This is a genomic window from Corallococcus sp. CA049B (assembly GCF_003611685.1).
GTDB classification, from domain to species: domain Bacteria; phylum Myxococcota; class Myxococcia; order Myxococcales; family Myxococcaceae; genus Corallococcus; species Corallococcus coralloides.
The window spans coordinates 88377-105198 of the sequence record NZ_RAWC01000001.1; the positions used below are offsets into that span (position 1 = coordinate 88377).

Consider the following 16822-nt stretch of genomic DNA (forward strand, 5'->3'; position numbering starts at 1 on the left):
CATGGAGGGTCCGTTCGGAGCGCTGTTCCAGGACGTGGAGCAGGAGCTGCAGGCGCTGTCGATGGGGGCCATCCTCCCCCGGCTGGTGGCGTCGGCGCTGATTGGCGCGGTGTTGTCGTCGCGGCCCTGGCGGGTGGTGCTGGGCAAGCCGCTGCCGAAGGTGGAGATGGTGCAGGCGCAGATCCTCCTCTGCGCGGCGGCGGCGGTGATTACCGCGGTGATTGGCAACAGCGTGGCGAAGGCGTTCGGTCTAGTGGGCCTGGGCGGGTTCGTGCGGTTCCGCTCGGGGCTGAAGGACCCGCGTGACGCGGCCATCCTGTTCCTGGTGATTGGCCTGGGCATGGCGTGCGGCCACGGGAACCTGGTGCTGGCGTGCGTGGGCACGGGGTTCGTGGCGGTGCTGCTCTTCGTGCTGGACCTGTTCGAGAAGAAGGCCGTGGCGGCGAAGGAGGCGAAGCAGCGGCTGGTGGTGTCCGCGCAGGCGGATGACCTGGTGCGAGCGGAGGCCACGCTGAGGGCGGCGCTGGGTGAGCGCAACGTGATGGTGAAGAGCTGCGCGATGGATTTCTCCGCGCGGCGCGTGGAGCTGGAAGTGGAGGAGCCGGAGCCTGGAAGCCTGGCGGCGGCGTTGGGACGGACGGAAGGGGCGCCCCTGCGGGGGCTGCGGTGGACGGCGGTGAGCGCGAAGGGCGCGCGGGAGGAGACGGTATGAAGTTCAGGAAGCTGGCGGTGCTGTTCGCGGCGTGCGGAGCGTTCGCCGCCTGTGGGGGCGGCGGGGGCAGCCTGCCCACGGGGAATGATCCGGGCGCACCCACGACGAACCCTGACGGCACGGTGGACCTGCCGGGCAACGCGGTGGACCCGGACAAGGGCGGCGGCACGAAGCCGGATCAGCAGGAGGAGTTGACGACGCTCTGGCCGCTGACCACGGGCACCACGTGGACCTACCGCATCACCGACGACGTGGAAGGGGTCTTCGACAAGGTCGTGACGGTGCAGGGTCCGGAGACGGTGCCGGGCACGACGATGACGGCCGTGAAGGTGCACAGCCGGCAGGACCGCACGAAGTCGGGCACGGTCTACGAAGAGAACTCCTGGCAGTTGGAGCTGACGAACGGACTGGTGGTGCGCCTGCGCGAGGAGGACGTCACGGACGGCCTGGCCACGAAGGCGACGACCTGGTCCCCGGCGATGATGAAGTCCCTGGCGGCGACGCCGGCCTCCGTGCCCTGGGAGCACCAGGACCAGGTGCGCGAGCTGATCACCTACGCGGCGGGCGGAACGGAGGGCAAGGACCCGAAGTACGTCTGGAAGGTGCTGGAGAAGGACGTCACGGTGACGACGCCCGCGGGCACGTTCACCAACGCCATCAAGGTCCAGCGCGACAAGCTGAACAAGAACGGCGAGGTGAAGGAGGAGAAGCAGCGCCTGTACTGGCTGGTCCCCGGCGTGGGCAAGGTCCGTGAGGACGGGGAACGCCTGGAGGAGCTGGTGTCCTACGACGTGAAGAAGCCGTAGGCCGCTGATTCATCTGGATGGGATTGGAGCCCGGGTTGGCGCGAGGAATGCGCTGGCCCGGGCGTTTCATTATCACCAGCCCAACAGCTCGCCCCCGAGAGGCGAAACCAGCTCAAAACACAATAAAGGCATCATTCCTGAAGCAGAAACTCAACGCCTCAACAAACCCAGCAGCATCGACATCCGGCCGCGGAAGGCGAGCATTACTCACAACCTGAAAGACGTGAGATGCCGACAGAATATACCTCAACCCATTACTGGCCGCCGCATCAGGAAGATCTCCCGAATAGACATCCCGCCCCAAGAACATACACTCAGCATCCTCCGACCAAGGCGGACCGCCATCGTCCCGTCAGGAGCCCTGGCCCTGCTTCAATTGGAGGCGCTGTCCACAGCTGAGGTGGCGCGAGCCATTCCAGCGGTCTTTGTCGGCGAGACTGAAGGCCTTTCCACAGAACGGGCAGACAACGTAGCGATCTGGCCGGATGAGGGCCGTCAACTCAGGGTGGTCCCATGCGGGTGGCGGTGGACGCGCCTCCCTTGGATCCTTCCTTGGGGGAAAGAGAAACCCTTCAAAGATTCGAAAGTCAGTTTGAATGACCCCTGGGCGGTTCACCCTCAGCTTGAACCCGAATGGAACGCCCTCCTCGTCCAGGTCGGTGAGTTGGAGCATCACTTGTACGCGGTGCACCAACCATTCATCCTTCCTTGAGGCACTGATGGGGCCAAAACCGAAGCGGTGCGCGAGCGAGTGAATGCACGGACGGACATCCACCTTGTTCTCATCATCGAACTCTTCGCCAAGAACGAAATACTTGATGCCTTGAGGACCGAGGCAGAAGTAACTCCCCACCGGAACACCACCGCCCCCCTCCACGACGTTTGGAATGGCGAGATGCGTTCCGACTCCCGGCAAACTCCGGATCCTGGCCTCTGGGAATAGCTCCCTGAGAGCAGCCTCGTCGTCGTCCCACCGAGCCTTGCCAATTCCTTCAGTCAGATTCTCGGTTGCTGCGCGATTGCGATTCACCATTACGTCTTTCCACCATTGACGGTGTCATCCGTGACGCCCACCTCGAAGACAGTCCCTGCTGGCACTGCGCTTCCATGCAGATACCAAACGCCCCGCCAGAACACCCAGGGCGAGTTGAAGTACATTGACCACTGAACCGGGCAAGCGCGATAGACCTCCCAGCTCTCTCGAGTGAACGACTGACCATTGGGCAGAACCATCAAGAGGCATCCCTCCGAGTCACCGTCGCCCCGAACCCGATGCGTAGGCGTCCATGGACGTGTCCGATCGTCAGCGGGATAGCCCGGTTCGGTTTGACGAAGTTCCTGCTCGTGGCGGAACCGTTCAATCCATCGTGACTGAGCCTCCGCCGCCTTCTCCATGGCCGCATCCTGCTGTTCCGCGGGGATGTGATCGAACCCGGGAACAAAGACCCCCTCCAGAGAGTCATCCGGAGGCATCTTGGAACCACAGGCGGAGCACGACTCATTATCGTCGGACCAGGCGCCACACACTCCACACTGGAATTCCACACCAGGGATTCGCACTCGAACGTTCCTCAGCGGCGGTATCTGTCCGGGCCTTGCGACTCCAGCCCCAACTCCCTGACCTCGACCGGCACATTGTACGCTGCCATCCGTCCCTCACGACTGGGCTGCCAGCCCAGTGAGTGCTTCCAGGAGCTTCCTGCTCCGAGTGAGACCTGAATCCACCTCGTGAACACCTGAAGCTTCCACATCCATCACATCAAACGCACTCATCGCGCGCGACCGCCTCGACACCAATTTCGACTGGCGTCCGGCCCGAGTCTCGCATGGAAAAAATCCCCGACCTCATCAGCAACAATGAACCGTGCCTGCCCACAGGCTCTGCTCCGGTTCTTGACTCTATATCTGGCCGGGCACCAAGCAGATATGGCTGCAGGATCTCCGAGTATCCCAACTCCCGAGCCGCCTGGTGCAACTCACTCTTCCCAACCACCACCGCCTGATCCGAGCGAAGGGCATTGACGCAGTCTACCCCTGAAACCACGGGTCCACCTGAGCGCTTGCCGCTCGTCGGCTCCGCGCCCGCCGCACGGAGGCCTGAAGGCCAGATGAGCTTGCCCGGACTCGGTGGCTCATCCCTCACGTGCCCCCATAGCGCGTCCATGCGCTTCGCCACTTCTGTCAGATAGACACGGTCGGGCTCGGAGCCCTCTACGAACTCATCAATGCGCACCAGATTCACAGGTGCTCCTCGCAAGACCACCGCGACCCGTCCGAACTCGACATTGACGCTGCTGTGGGCGGTATCACTCACGGTTCCATCATCTTCCCAGCGGCAGTGGTCACAGATGTCGCACCCCGTTAAACGGATCGCCTCCTCCGCTGAGCTGGCCTGAGAATCGTCCATCAACTCCTGCAGAGCAACCCTGTCACACAGAGCCTCTCGGGCCCGCGAGATCAGCTCAAATGCTTCACCTCTCGAAATCACTTTCTCATGGTTCGCCCAGCGCTCACGTTGCATCAGGGTCTTCCGGCCAGAGAGCACTCATCGTCGAATCGAGATGGCGCAGGGCCTCCAGCCAGGACTTCGCCTGTCCCTCTTCAACCCGCGCACGTGCATCCAGCAGCAGCCTGGCAATCCCCTCGAGGGTCTCGCGCCAGAACCACCAGGTGCGCCCCGCAGGAAGGGGGCGGACGCTCACGTCGTCCCCACCGTCGTTCGCTCTCCCGATTTCATAGAGATTCGCCCTACGCACACGCCTCAACAGTTCTCCATGCACGCTGGAGACATGCAGGTTTCAAGACTCGCGCCGAAGCTGAAGCCCCAACTCCATCGCCCGCCGTTCGATTTCAGGTAGCCTGTTTGGCCAGAAGCGCCCCAGCAGCCATTCGCCTTCCCTGGCCTTCTCCAGGACGGCTGAAGCAGGCATGTTCGCGGCCTCTTCCGACAGCTTGCGCAACGCAACGATCTCTTCGAGAGAAGGGCTCGTCGTCTTCCAAACAACAAACATGCAAACCGGCCTCACCTCGGGCTCTGGCTCGGACACCAGAACTAAATCCAACCTGAGCTGAAGTTCGTGAGCCTGATTCCAGAGGGTGTCAATCTGGCTTTCCAGGTACTCCCCCAGCACCCACCCCTCCCGCTTTGACCGCTCCCAGATATCAACAGCAGGGATGGCCCTCGCCTCAGGAGCAATCTTCCTCAGGCTCTCCAGCTCAGCGAAACTCAAGATCTCGTCTTTCCACCGGACGACCGCTCGGAACCGCCGCTCCGGCCCGAGGCGCGGCGTTGACACCGCATGGACGTCATGTCCACACCCCAAGCACCGGAAGTGGTCCGTGCCTCTCGTCACGCCGAACCAGGCAAGCTCACCAGAGCACTCCGAGCAGGTCATCACTCCCTCATTTCCGGATTCATCCGACTCACGCCTCGACACGATACGTGGCGAACGGCGTCCAGCCCGCTGCTTCAATCTCTTCACGGGTCGCCAGCTTCGCGTCGGCCTCATCCTCCAAGGTCAGGAAGCCGGCGGTCACGTCTCCCACGATCGCCGGCTCCCGCCATCCCCACTCACACTCTTCGCAATGGAAATAGAGCGTGCCGTTCTTGAGTTCCCGCATGATGAACAGGCGCCCCTGGCCACGGCACCTGGAGCAGGTCGTATACCAATAGGCGGCACCTTCGCTCATGGGGATGACGCGCCTGAGTTCACGGGCTTCCCGTCCCGATAGGCGTAGCGCTCGGCCACCCGTCCGACGAACCGCTGGATGCCTTCGGGCCCCAGTTGGGGCACCTCCGGTATTCCCCAGTGCCTTTCGGCTTCGTAGACGGACGTGTCCAGCGGGTACGCAACCAGCTCTCCAGAAAGCTGCATCTTCGCCAGCCACGCATCCGCCAGGGCCTTCCGGGAGAAGACTGCGGTCACCTGGACGGCGCCCTCCCCCGTGAAGAGCCAGACACACCCGAGCGCCATCCGGCGCTGGAGGTGGCGATGCTCCGGCAGCTCCCGCGTCGTGAACGTTGCGTTCAGGCCCAGGGAGCGAAGCGCGGCGACGACCGCGGACGGGTCCGGAGGATCCGCGACGACGACCGAATACTTCATCGCTTCACTCCAGCGCAGACTGAAGCGCAGCCCGCTCGCTGATTCGAAGGCCCAGTTGAACTCCCGGCCTCCCGCTGTGCGCAGCGAGTCCTCCTCGATGAATCCAGGCTCTCCAAGGGGCCGGAGCTCTTCTCGGGTCGAAGCGAACGTCACGACCCAGTCTTTATCGTCGTAGTGAATCGCTACAGGGAAGGACACCGGTCTCATGGAGCACCCCTGCTCGGGTCATCGCCTCCCGCATCCATACACGCCCGGCGCCATGCCGCGAAGAGTGCAGGAGCACCCTCCACACGAATGCCACGTCCGAAAAGCGGATGCCCTCCAACAAGACGCTCCGTTCCAGGGACAGCGTCAGGACATCCATCAACCCTCCGAGAAGACCCGGTTCATCACTCGAGACCGCGATAGCTCCGACGGAACGTTTTCGCGAGGAACCGATGAACCTCGTACTCGTCCCCATCAGGTTCCGCTGCAATGCGATGCCGGAGGGCCTCCATGGCACTGGAGCAATCAAAAGACTCGGTCCACTGGCCTTCCACGAAGTGGAGTTCATGCACCACGCTGAACATCCAGATGGGCGACAAGGTACGGCTCACGACGGACTCTGCTCGGGATGCAAGCCCTGGAATGAAGTCACGCGCCACCACCAGGCCTCCGGTGAACGGAACGTGCCAGCCGAGCTGCTCGTAGACAGCCAGGAACGAGTCTCCCTTGAGGAGGGGCCCCTGCCCTCGAAGAACCTTCCCCTTTCCATATTTGACCTTCAGCCGATCCAGTGGCTTCAGGCCAATGCTGAATGCCTCGAGCAACAGCCGCTTCTCGTCGATCCGATAGACGCAGTCGAATCCCCGGTAGCACCCGGTCGAGACCCACTGGGGCACCAGCCCTTCTTGCCTCGGGTCAAACAGACCTGTTCCCTGGACGGACATCAGCTCAAAGGGACGCTGTTCGAACAGGAGAACGTCTCGGCTCTGGACTGTCACGGGACTGGCTTTCCGGGCTCACAACCATTGAGCCCCGCTCTCACTACGGAAGACGTGACACCGCTCGCGCCCAGCAGCATCCTCAACCACTCCATCTCCACGCGGGTCCCTTCCCTTACGCCCCCGGGGATCCGGTCTTTCAGGGTGCAGGCATCAGCTGCGGACTGTCCGCGGGTTGCGCGCTTCACCAGTCGATAGGAGGCCCGTCGCCATCCGCATCCCGTATCCTGGCGATCAAATCGAAGACCGGGTCATCCGGTGAAGCGCGCCAGTCCTTCTTCAGCTGTCCCGAGTGGCTCCAGCGCCGCTGCACAACACAAACGCCGTGGAGGTAGACACAGTCTTCAATCATCGTGCCGTCAGCGAGCCAGGCACGGGAGGTCCCGTGCCGCACATTGCGCCAGTAGAAGATCTCCTCCGCGAGCAGCCCGGACTCGCGCCAGATGCGTTCGGGGCCTTGCCGCAAGCCATCAACGTAGAAGGACTCCTCGGAGGGCAAGCCCGAGCTGGACACGACGTAAACGGACCCTGTGAAGGGCACGTCGTTGAGGAAGACCTGCTCGGCCTCCCACGTGAGGTCATCGTAGGTCTTGAGTCGCATCGGGCACGGCCGGGTCACCGCGCCGGCGCTCAGGCCCGCGCGGCGTCATCGTACGACACGCGCAGGCCGTCGTGCGTCACCGTGATGAACGGACGCCCCATCCAGCCGCAGTGCGTACAGACCGCGTTCGGACCGGTCGCGGTGACGCGCACCGGCAGGTCCGACTCGCACACGGGGCACCCGGCAGGCAGGGTGTACTCTCGGGTCTGGGAGTGGACTTCGGTCATGTCTTCAGGGGTAACGCAGCCTCGGGACGCCGCAAGGCGCCGCTCCGTTCCGCCTTCCCTGAAACATGCGACGCAGGCCCGTTCGTCTGCCTTTCCGCCCCACCGGGCGCTCGTTCTCCTGCCTACCCTCCAGCACCTGATTTCTGGATGATCGTTGAACGATGAACGGTTGGGCCCCCGTCCCGAATGTCTCGGGCCGGAGGATTCATGGACCGGACGAAGTCTCTTTCGCTCGCTGCCCTGGCTGCCCTGTTCGTCGGGGGCTTTGCCTCGGGTGACGCGCTCGCCCTGCCGCGTGATCCCTACCTGCAGAAGGTGGGCCCCGACACCGCCACCGTGGCGTTCCGCCTGTCGTCGAACTGCTCCAACGCCCAGGTGCGCTACGGCGTGGGCAACACCAGCCAGACGGCGAAGTCCTCGGCCACCGCGAAGATCCACGCCGTGGTCCTTACGGGCCTGTCTCCCGCGACCTCCTATACGTACTCCGTGGACGGGTGTGGCGAGACGACCCCGGCGAAGTCGTTCAGCACCGCCCCCGTGCCCGGCACGCGGCGCGTGCACTTCGCCGCGGTGGGTGACTTCGGCACTGGTGGCAGCGATCAGCGGAAGGTCGCCGCTTCCATGCTCACCAACAAGCCGGAGCTCTTCGTCGCCCTGGGTGACAACGCCTACGCGTCCGGCACCGAGACCGAGTTCCAGACCAACCTCTTCACCCCCATGGCCGCCCTGCTCGCGCAGGTGCCCATGTTCGCCACGCCCGGCAATCACGAGTACGTGACGAACCAGGCGCAGCCCTACCTGGACAACCTCTACCTGCCCACCAACAACGCGGAGGGCTCGGAGCGCTACTACTCGTTCGACTGGGGGCACGTGCACTTCGTGTCCATCGACTCGAACTGCGCCGTGGGCCTGGCGTCCGCGTCCAAGTGCACGCTCGCCGCGCAGAAGGCGTTCGTGGAGAAGGACCTGGCCGCCACCACGCAGCCGTGGAAGGTCGTCTTCTTCCACCACCCGTCCTGGTCCAGCGGCGAGCACGGCTCGCAGCTCACCATGCGCCGCCAGTTCGGCCCGCTGTTCGAGAAGTACGGCGTGGACCTGGTCCTCACCGGCCATGACCACGACTACGAGCGCAGCAAGCCCATGCTCGGTGACGCAGAGGCCGGCAAGAACGAGGCGGGCATCCCCTACCTCGTTGTCGGCGGCGGCGGCGCCACCCTGCGCGCGTTCGCCACGTCACGCCCGTCCTGGAGCGTCATCCGCGACGACGCGGCCCACGGCTTCCTCGACGTCGAGGTCGTGGAGGGAAACCTCACCGCGAAGCTCGTGAAGACGGACGGCGGCACGCTGGACTCGTTCACCCTCTCCAAGACGCTGCCCGCGAAGCCCGAGCAGCCCCAGGGCACGCTGAATGTCGCCGTGAACAGCGCCAGCGGCGCCGCGCCCCACACGGCCTCGTTCACCGCGACGGCCTCCCAGTCCGGAGCCACCGTCACCTGGGACTTCGGGGACGGCGGCACCGCCGAAGGCCCCCAGGTCCAGCACGTCTTCGCCCAGGCCGGCACCTACACCGTGACGGCCACGGCCACCGTCCAGGGCGCCGCCCCGCTGACGGCCACCACCGTGGTCACCGTGACAGCCAACGGCACCACCGACCCCGGCACCGGCACCGGCTCGGGTGAGGACCCCGGCACCGGCTCGGGTGAGGACCCCGGCACCACCCCGTCCGACCCCGACCCCCGCCCCGAGATTCCGGGCACGCCCACGACGCCGGGCGTCACGCCGGGGGATGACTCGAATGGAGGCGGTGGCTGCGCCGCCGGCCCGTCCGCCGCCCTGATTCCCGCCGCCGCGGCGCTCGTCGCAGGGCTCGTGCGCCGCCGGCGCCGCGCCCGCTGAGCCCCCGGAGGCGGACCGCAGAAAGCTGTCCGACAGTCGGACAGGTTTGGAACCACCGCGGCCCCGGCCCTGGCTGGGACGCGGCTCCGACCGCGCCACGGAAACCTGTCCGACTGTCGGACAGGTTTGGGACCACCGCGGCCCCGGCCCGTGCCAGGGGCCACTGCCCCAGTCAGGCCGCGCGACCTGTCCGACTGTCGGACAGGTTTTGGACCACCGCGGCCGACCCCCGGGCCCCGGGCCGCTTGTCCAGCCCGGTCGCGGAAACCTGTCCGACTGTCGGACAGGTTTCTTCCCCTTCTGGGGCGGAGGCGGAACGGCCTCGGAGGCCAGGCCCGGAAAGCCCTGAAGCGGCTTCCAGACGCCTTCGGCCAGCCCCTCCGGGGCATTCCGGGGGCGTCTTTTGCGTTCCCTGCTTGTCAACGCCACCCGGGGATGCAAAGGCCCCATGCGACATGGCCACGACTCGTAAGCCTGGACCTTCCCGAAGTGGCGCCCCCAAGTCTGGCGGGCCCCGTACGTCCCGCCCTGGCGCGCCGAAGAAGCGCAAGGACGCCGGTGGACGCGCCGACAAACCGAAGCTCAGCCGCGCCCAGCATGAACGCGCGCGCCCCAACCCCAACCGCCCCCTGCGCGAGGACCTGGTCCTCCAGGCGTGTCTGGAGGCCTACGGCGGCGTGCGCCGAGAGGGCCGCCTGTCCGACCGCGCCCTGGAGTTCGTCCTGCGCCGCAAGACGGCCCTCTACTCCACCGAGCGCCGCGCCGTGGCCGAGCGCGTCTACGCCCTGCTGCGCCGCCAGCGCACCGTCGACTTCCTCCTGGAGAAGTCCCACCGGAAGTTCGACGCGCTGGACGGCACGCGCCAGGACGTCATGCGGCTCGCCGCGTCCCGCATCCTCCACGGCGAGGATCCCACCTACGTCGCGCGCTCCAGCGGACTCACCGGCCCGGACGTGTCCGTGCTCGACCGCCTGCCGGACGCCGCGGCGGAGCTGGACGCCCTGCCGGAAGCGAAGCGCTTCCCCATCGCCGCGTCCCTGCCGGACTTCCTCGCGGACCGCTTCAAGGCCGTCTTCGGCAAGGACGCCGCGCGCGCCGCCGAGGCCATGAACGAGCGCGCCCCGCTCATCGTCCGCGCCAATACGCTCAAGGGCGACCGCGCCCAGCTCCAGGAGCGCCTGGCCGCGGAGGACGTGGAGTCCACGAAGCCCACGTCCCTGTCCCCCTTCGGCCTCGTCATGGAGACGCGGCTCAACCTCTTCTCCCTCCAGGACTTCAAGGACGGAGGGTTCGAGATCCAGGACGAGGGCAGCCAGCTGTTGGGCATGCTCGTGGACGCGCCGCCCACCCGCGTGGTGGACGCGTGCGCGGGCGCGGGTGGCAAGACGCTGCAGCTGGCCGCGCAGATGAAGAACCGCGGCGACCTGCACGCGCTGGACGTGGACGAGGGCCGCATGGAGGACCTGCGCAAGCGCGCGCGCCGCGCCGGCGTGCATAACGTGCGCACGCAGCTCATCCCGCATGAGGGCCCGGACGCGGACGCCGCGCTCACGCCGCTCAAGGGCCTGGCGGACCGCGTGCTGGTGGACGCGCCGTGCAGCGGCACCGGCACCTTCCGCCGCAAGCCGGACGCGAGATACCGCCTCACGCCGGAGGACCTGGAGATGCACGTGGGCCGGCAGAAGGCGCTGCTCGCGCGCTTCGCCATGCTGGTGAAGCCCGGCGGCCGGCTCATCTACGGCACGTGCAGCGTGCTGCGCGAGGAGAACGAGAACGTGGTGGAGGACTTCCTGTCCAAGCACCCCGACTTCAGCGTGCGCCCCGTGGCGGAGGTGCTGGGCGCGGAGCTGGGCGCGAAGCTCGGCCCCGGCCCGTACCTGCGTCTGGCCCCGCACACCCACGGCACCGACGGCTTCTTCGGCGCCGTGCTCGTCAAGGCGAAGTAACCCCGCGGTCCCCCCATGGAGAAAGGCCCTCCGTCCATGTCGCTCGCCGTCCACTACCGCGTCGCCATGCCCCGCCCGCATGCGCATCTGTTCGAGGTGGAGGCGAGCTTCCCCGCCGGGCCTGACCTGCTCGACGCGGTGATGCCGGTGTGGACGCCGGGCAGCTACCTGGTGCGCGAATACGCCCGCCAGGTGCAGGACGTCACCGCGCGGGGCCCGGACGGCCAGCCCCTACCGGTGCGCCGCGTGGACAAGCGCACCTGGCGCGTGGACGCGCGGGGGCAGGCCGTCACCCTGTGCTACCGCGTCTACGCGAACGAGCTGTCCGTGCGCACCAGCCACCTGGACGGCAGCCACGCCTACTTCAACGGCGCCACCGTGTTCCTCTACACGGAGGGAACGCGCACCCTGCCCCACCACGTCACCGTGGACGCGCCGCAGGGCTGGCGCACGTTCTGCGCGCTGGACTCGGAAGGGGCCACCTTCCACGCGCCGGACTACGACACGCTCGTGGACAGCCCCTTCGAGGTGGGCCCGCACACGCCGCTCACCTTCACCGCCGCGGGCGTGCCGCACGAAGTGGTGGTGTGGGGCGACAGCGTGCCGGACGCGGACCGGCTGTGCGCGGACATGCAGCGCATCTGCGAGGCCCAGGCGCGCATGTACGAAGGCCTGCCGCTCAAGCGCTACCTGTTCCTCGTCTATCTCACCGACAAGGGCCGCGGCGGCCTGGAGCACCAGGCCTCCACCGCGCTGCTCTTCCCGCGCACGGGCCTGTCGTCGCTCCGGGGCTGGGAGGACTTCCTCACCCTGGTGGCGCACGAGTACTTCCACCTGTGGAACATCAAGCGGGTGAAGCCTCGCGCGCTGGTGCCGTTCGACTACTCGCAGGAGAACTACACCACGCTCTTGTGGGCCTTCGAGGGCGGCACCGCCTACTACGACAACCTCTTCGTGCGCCGCGCGGGCCTGATGTCCCCCACGCGCTACCTGGCCCGGCTGGGGGAGACCTTCTCCCTGCTGCACTCCACGCCGGGCCGCCGCGTGCAGACGCTCACGGAGGCGTCGCTCGTCAGCTGGGTGAAGCACTACCGCCCGGACGAGCACTCCACCAACAGCGCCATCTCCTACTACCTGAAGGGGGAGGTGGTGTGCGCGCTGCTGGACCTGGAGGTGCGCCGCGCCACCCGTGACGCGAAGTGCCTGGATGACGTCATGCGGCTCTTGTGGCAACGCCATGGCGACGGCTCCGGCGTCCCCGAGGACGGCGTGGAGCGGGCGGCGAGCGAGGTGGCGGGCGTGGACATGACGCCCTTCTTCGACCGGGCGGTGCGCTCCACGGAGGACCTGGACTACGGCGTCTTCGCGCACGTGGGGCTGGAGGTGTCCTTCCGCGTGCGGGAGGCCCCCAACGACAAGGGCGGCACGCCGCCGCGCCTCAAGGTCGACCCCAAGCCCAAGGGCTGGCTGGGCGTCACCGTGCGCGGCTCCTCGACGCTGTCCACCGTACCGGAGGGCACGCCCGCGCTGGACGCGGGCCTGTATCCGGAGGACGACGTGGTGGCGCTGGACGGCTGGCGTGTGGACGGCGCGGGGCTCATCGCCCGCTGCGAGGACAAGCGCCCCGGCGACACCGTGAGGGTGACGCTGTTCCGCCGCGACCGCCTGATGGAGGTGCCGGTCGTCCTGGGCCAGAAGCCCGCGGACGCCGCGTGGCTGCAGCGCGTGGAGCGGCCCACCGACGCGCAGAAGGCCGCGTTCCAGGCGTGGCTCGGGTCCCCCTGGGACGAGACTCCCGGCCCGGCGTAGGCTCGCGGGCCGCATGGCCCCTTCCCTCCCTGCCCCTCCCTCCTGCGCCGGACACCCGGGCGCCACCGCCGGCTGGCGCTGCGAGCACTGCGAGGCCCTGCTGTGCCCCGCGTGCGTGGAGACGCGGCGCATGGGCACGGTGGAGTACACCGTGTGCGTCCGGTGCGAGGGCACGGCGAACGTGCTCTTGCGCCACCGCTCCCAGCGCGCCCTCCGGACCCGCCTGCTGGACGCGCTGCGCTTTCCCTTCACCGTTCCGGGCCTGCAGACGCTCCTGGCCGTCAGCCTGATGCTGACCGTGCTGCGCGTGCTCGGGATGGGCGTGCGCATCCTCGTGGTGCTGCCCATGGCGCTCGGGCTGGGCATCTTCTGGTCCGCGTTCTTCGCGCTGGTGCGCGGCGCTGCGCGGGGCGACGCGGATCCCGAGGGCCCCGGCTTCACCAGCGTCGTCCAGGACAACATCGTGCCGGGCCTGCGCGGCCTGGGCGTCACCGTGGGCGTCTTCGCGCCCGCGCTCGCTCGCGCCTGGCACCTGCTGCCCTCCGCCTCCGCGTTCGACAACATCGGGCGGGCCATGCTCTTGCAACAGACCCTGTGGGAGCCCGTCGTGCGCGGGGACCCCCTCTTCTGGGGGCTCGCCGGATTGGGAGTCCTGTGGATGCCGTGGGCGCTGCTGCTGGCCGCCACGTCCCAGTCGGCGTTCGCCGCCTTGAATCCGTTGCGCACGCTCAGGTGTCTGCGGACGGTGGGGGGCGACGCGGGGTGGGTGACGGGCGTGTTCGTGCTGCTGGCGCTCGTCCACGCCGGGCTGCACCTGGCCGCGGCGTGGGTGTTCTACCTGCCCGTGCCCTTCGTCTCCGGATGGCTCGCGGAGGCGCTCACGTGCCTGGTGCCCTTCGCCACCGCGAGCCTGCTGGGGCTGGTGCTGTACGTGCACGGGGACGCGATGGGCTACCTGCCCTCGCGCGACTTCCTGGAGCCCACGCTGGGCGACACCGCGCCCCAGCGCGCGCCCGTGTCCCTGCGCGAGTCCCCGGTGCCCGAAGCCCCCGCGCCCGACGCCGCCGGAGTCGAAGCGAAGGTGGCCGAGCTGGGCGCGGCGGTGGAGGGGCGCGACGTGGCGAAGGCGCTGGCGCTGTATGGCGCGCTCCACGTTCTGCCCCGCTTGAAGCTTTTGCCTTCACACCATCTGTTCATTGGCCAGGCCGCGGCAGTGGAAGGAGATTTCCCACTGTCGGTCAAAGCGTTGGAAGCCGCGGCGGACACGGCGCCGGATGAACCCACCGCGCCCCGCGCGCTGGTGCTGCTGGCGCGCGTGCAGGGGGAGAAGTTGGGAAACACAATGCGCGCGGAGGAGATCTACCGGTACATCGTGCATCGTTATCCGGACACAGAGGCCGCACGTTTTGCCCATGCGCGGCTGCCGCCCGCCGCGTGACCCGCGCATTGCAGCACCCGTCCGCCGGTACCAGATTCCGTGCATGGGACGGGTCGGGGGCGTGGGGATGGAGACGAAGTGGAAGCGGTATGGTTGGTTGGGGCTCCTCGCGAGCGTGCTGGTGACGGGCTGTGATGATGCCCCCAGCGCGAACCGGTACGAGGACACCTGCGCGGAGCCGAGGTCGCTGCGCGTGGAGGTGATGTCGTCGGACGGCGCGTACATCCAGGGCGCGTCCGTGACGGCCACCAACCTGGAGAGCAACGTCAGCATCACCGGCGTGACGGATGACCGGGGCATCACCACGGCCATCAACGAAACGCTCGCGCCCAGCCCCATCCGCGTGGTGGCCACGGCGGGCTCGCACGTGACGCGCGCGGAGCGCGTGGAGTGGACCTGTGACGAGTGCCACTGCACGCCTGTTCCCGGCACGGTGACACTCACGCTCCAGGATTGAGCCGGAAGACCCGCCAGTGAGGGCCGGCGGGCGCGGAAAATCCGCCGCTTCAGGCCGTGGGGCGGTTGTGCACACCCACCTGTGCGCGGTACCACTTACGCCATGCGTCAAACCCGCATGCGCGCGTCCGCGTCGGTCCGGCTCTCCCACAGCCTTGCCGCACGCCCGTCTGGCCTGACGGCGTGCGAGCGGGCGTGTTGTCGCGGCACTGGTGTTCCCCCACTCCAGTAAGCCGTGCAACCGCGCTACCCGCCGGGTAGGCAATCCCGAAGGTCCCCCATGTCCGCAGAGAGTGTGCAGGCGCTGCTCGAATGCTCGGTCACCGAGCTGACCGGGCGGTTCGTCACCCAGGCGCAGCCCATCCCCCAGGGCCTGCTGGAGGCGCTGGAGGCAGACCCCCGTCAGGGAGCGCAGGCGCTCGCGCGCAAGCTGCGCTCGCGTCAGGAGAAGAACCGGGCGGAGGGGCAGCGGCTGCGGCACCTGCTGAAGTTCGAAACGGAGCTGTGGGAGCAGGGCCTGTTGAAGGTGGCCGGCGTGGACGAGGCCGGCATGGCGCCGCTCGCGGGCCCCGTCGTCGCGGCGGCGGCCATCCTGCCCCGGGGCTACAAGCTCAAGGGGCTGGACGACTCGAAGAAGATATTGGACCCGGACAAGCGCGAGGCGCTGGCGGAGGCGCTCAAGCGCGACGTGGTGGCGTGGGCGGTGGGCCGGGCGGAGGTGGAGGAGATTGATCAGCTCAACATCTACCACGCGGGCCTGCTGGCCATGCGGCGCGCGGTGGAGGGATTGGGGCTGACGCCGGACTACGTGCTGGTGGACGCGCGCACGATTCCCCAGTGCCCGGCTCCGCAGCGCGGCATCATCAAGGGGGACTCGCTGTCCCTGAGCATCGCGGCGGCGTCCGTGCTGGCGAAGACGACGCGCGACCGGCTGATGACCCAGTTGGATGCGCAATATCCCGGCTACGGCCTGGCGGCGCACAAGGGCTACCCCACCGCGCAGCATGTGCAGGCCATCCAGGCCCTGGGCGTGCTGCCCATCCACCGCCGGAGCTTCGGCCCGGTGCGCGAGGCGCTCGGACTGGCGCAGCCCTCCGGGCCCGTCCCGATGCAATCGGAGCTGTTCGCCGCTACTCCTGCCCCGATGGCGAAGCGATGAGCGCGGACCGGGACATCGACGGGTGGTTGGCGGAGCGGGGCGTCACGCTGATGGACGCGCGTGCGCGAGCCAGGGGCGTGCTGGAGGAGGCGGGCCTCACGCGGCCGGGCAAGGCGCGGATGAGCGAGCCCAAGCTCCTGCGAGCGGCCGAGGTGCTGTCCGAGCGCTTCTTCCAGGTGTGCGGGGATCCCGGCTGCCTCCAGGTGGCGTCGGCGAGCGGCCGGGAGCCTTTGCGTGTCGAGCCCCGGAGCCACTGCGCGCGGTGCGGCGGTTCCGCCAACCGGCGCGCGGAGGTGGCGTTCCTGGAGATGTGCCATCAGCGCGGCGTCCAGCGCGTGGTGGTGGTGGGCGGCTCGCCCGCGGTGCGGGAGGAGCTGGAGGCGAAGCTGAGCGGCCCCATCTCCCTGCGCATGGTGGACGGCACCGAGCGCCGCACGGCGGACCGCGCGAAGAGCGACCTGGAGTGGGCGGACCTGGTGCTGGTGTGGGGCGCCACGGAGCTGCACCACAAGGTGTCCACCCACTACACGCACCTGGCGTCCTCGCATCACCGCAAGGTGGTGCACGTGGTGCGCCGGGGCGTGGCCGCGCTGCTGGACGAGGCCATGGTTCATCTGCAGCGCGCGCGCTAGGAAGCAAGGCGCACCTCGGAAGCAGGCTCCCGCTCCTGGCGCCTCCCCGAGCCG

The 16822-nt window shown here is 67.9% G+C and carries 18 protein-coding genes; 9 read left to right on the forward strand and 9 right to left on the reverse strand.

Annotated elements, in window-relative coordinates; all coding sequences use genetic code 11:
• The first annotated feature begins 1 nt into the window (after window position 1).
• The gene (locus D7W82_RS00325) at window positions 2-712 is read left to right on the forward strand and encodes a DUF4956 domain-containing protein (RefSeq protein ID WP_120616423.1); all 711 of its coding nucleotides are present in this window, start codon (window positions 2-4) and stop codon (window positions 710-712) included.
• Window positions 709-1518, forward strand: a complete 810-nt coding sequence (locus D7W82_RS00330) for a hypothetical protein (RefSeq protein ID WP_120616378.1) — start codon at window positions 709-711, stop codon at window positions 1516-1518. Before D7W82_RS00325 ends, D7W82_RS00330 begins: the two co-directional genes overlap by 4 nt.
• Window positions 1519-1870: 352 nt before the next feature.
• On the opposite strand, the gene D7W82_RS39905 is transcribed toward D7W82_RS00330, so the two are convergent.
• From D7W82_RS39905 to D7W82_RS00360, 9 genes are all read right to left on the reverse strand, one after another.
• Window positions 1871-2551, reverse strand: a complete 681-nt coding sequence (locus tag D7W82_RS39905; protein WP_147439162.1) for a hypothetical protein — start codon at window positions 2549-2551, stop codon at window positions 1871-1873.
• A gap of 726 nt (window positions 2552-3277) precedes the next feature.
• Complete coding sequence (locus D7W82_RS39910; protein ID WP_147439163.1) at window positions 3278-4039, reverse strand: hypothetical protein; 762 nt, start codon at window positions 4037-4039, stop codon at window positions 3278-3280.
• The gene (locus D7W82_RS39915; protein ID WP_147439164.1) at window positions 4029-4220 is read right to left on the reverse strand and encodes a hypothetical protein; all 192 of its coding nucleotides are present in this window, start codon (window positions 4218-4220) and stop codon (window positions 4029-4031) included. The genes D7W82_RS39910 and D7W82_RS39915 overlap by 11 nt, the downstream gene beginning before the upstream one ends.
• Before the next feature lie 96 nt (window positions 4221-4316).
• Window positions 4317-4913 carry a hypothetical protein gene (locus tag D7W82_RS00335; protein ID WP_120616379.1) on the reverse strand — a complete coding sequence of 199 codons (597 nt, stop codon included), beginning with the start codon at window positions 4911-4913 and terminating at the stop codon, window positions 4317-4319.
• 28 nt (window positions 4914-4941) lie between these two features.
• A complete protein-coding gene (locus D7W82_RS00340; RefSeq protein ID WP_147439165.1) occupies window positions 4942-5208 on the reverse strand; it encodes a hypothetical protein in 267 nt (88 codons plus the stop codon).
• Window positions 5205-5774, reverse strand: coding sequence for a hypothetical protein (locus D7W82_RS00345; protein ID WP_233587204.1), 570 nt, complete (start codon window positions 5772-5774; stop codon window positions 5205-5207). Before D7W82_RS00345 ends, D7W82_RS00340 begins: the two co-directional genes overlap by 4 nt.
• Before the next feature lie 236 nt (window positions 5775-6010).
• Complete coding sequence (locus tag D7W82_RS00350; protein WP_120616382.1) at window positions 6011-6604, reverse strand: hypothetical protein; 594 nt, start codon at window positions 6602-6604, stop codon at window positions 6011-6013.
• Between the two features lie 184 nt (window positions 6605-6788).
• Window positions 6789-7205, reverse strand: a complete 417-nt coding sequence (locus D7W82_RS00355; RefSeq protein ID WP_120616383.1) for a toxin-antitoxin system YwqK family antitoxin — start codon at window positions 7203-7205, stop codon at window positions 6789-6791.
• Between the two features lie 29 nt (window positions 7206-7234).
• Window positions 7235-7432: a hypothetical protein gene (locus tag D7W82_RS00360; protein ID WP_014398265.1), complete on the reverse strand. Its 198-nt coding sequence runs from the start codon at window positions 7430-7432 to the stop codon at window positions 7235-7237.
• A gap of 207 nt (window positions 7433-7639) precedes the next feature.
• Here D7W82_RS00360 and D7W82_RS00365 point away from each other — a divergent pair, with 207 nt between their 5' ends.
• The 7 genes from D7W82_RS00365 to D7W82_RS00395 all read left to right on the forward strand — a co-directional run bounded on the left by D7W82_RS00365 (window position 7640) and on the right by D7W82_RS00395 (window position 16768).
• Entirely contained in the window at window positions 7640-9328 is a 1689-nt protein-coding gene (locus tag D7W82_RS00365) for a metallophosphoesterase (protein WP_120616384.1), read from the forward strand.
• A gap of 455 nt (window positions 9329-9783) precedes the next feature.
• Entirely contained in the window at window positions 9784-11274 is a 1491-nt protein-coding gene (locus D7W82_RS00370) for an RsmB/NOP family class I SAM-dependent RNA methyltransferase (protein ID WP_120616385.1), read from the forward strand.
• A gap of 36 nt (window positions 11275-11310) precedes the next feature.
• The gene (locus tag D7W82_RS00375) at window positions 11311-13083 is read left to right on the forward strand and encodes a M61 family metallopeptidase (RefSeq protein ID WP_120616386.1); all 1773 of its coding nucleotides are present in this window, start codon (window positions 11311-11313) and stop codon (window positions 13081-13083) included.
• Window positions 13084-13096: 13 nt separating this feature from the next.
• Window positions 13097-14521: a hypothetical protein gene (locus tag D7W82_RS00380; protein WP_147439166.1), complete on the forward strand. Its 1425-nt coding sequence runs from the start codon at window positions 13097-13099 to the stop codon at window positions 14519-14521.
• Between the two features lie 43 nt (window positions 14522-14564).
• Window positions 14565-14978 carry a carboxypeptidase-like regulatory domain-containing protein gene (locus D7W82_RS00385; RefSeq protein WP_233587205.1) on the forward strand — a complete coding sequence of 138 codons (414 nt, stop codon included), beginning with the start codon at window positions 14565-14567 and terminating at the stop codon, window positions 14976-14978.
• A gap of 279 nt (window positions 14979-15257) precedes the next feature.
• Window positions 15258-16136 (forward strand): ribonuclease HII, encoded by an 879-nt coding sequence (locus D7W82_RS00390; protein WP_120616389.1) that lies wholly within the window; start codon window positions 15258-15260, stop codon window positions 16134-16136.
• Window positions 16133-16768 carry a hypothetical protein gene (locus tag D7W82_RS00395; protein ID WP_120616390.1) on the forward strand — a complete coding sequence of 212 codons (636 nt, stop codon included), beginning with the start codon at window positions 16133-16135 and terminating at the stop codon, window positions 16766-16768. The genes D7W82_RS00390 and D7W82_RS00395 overlap by 4 nt, the downstream gene beginning before the upstream one ends.
• Window positions 16769-16822 lie beyond the last annotated feature (54 nt).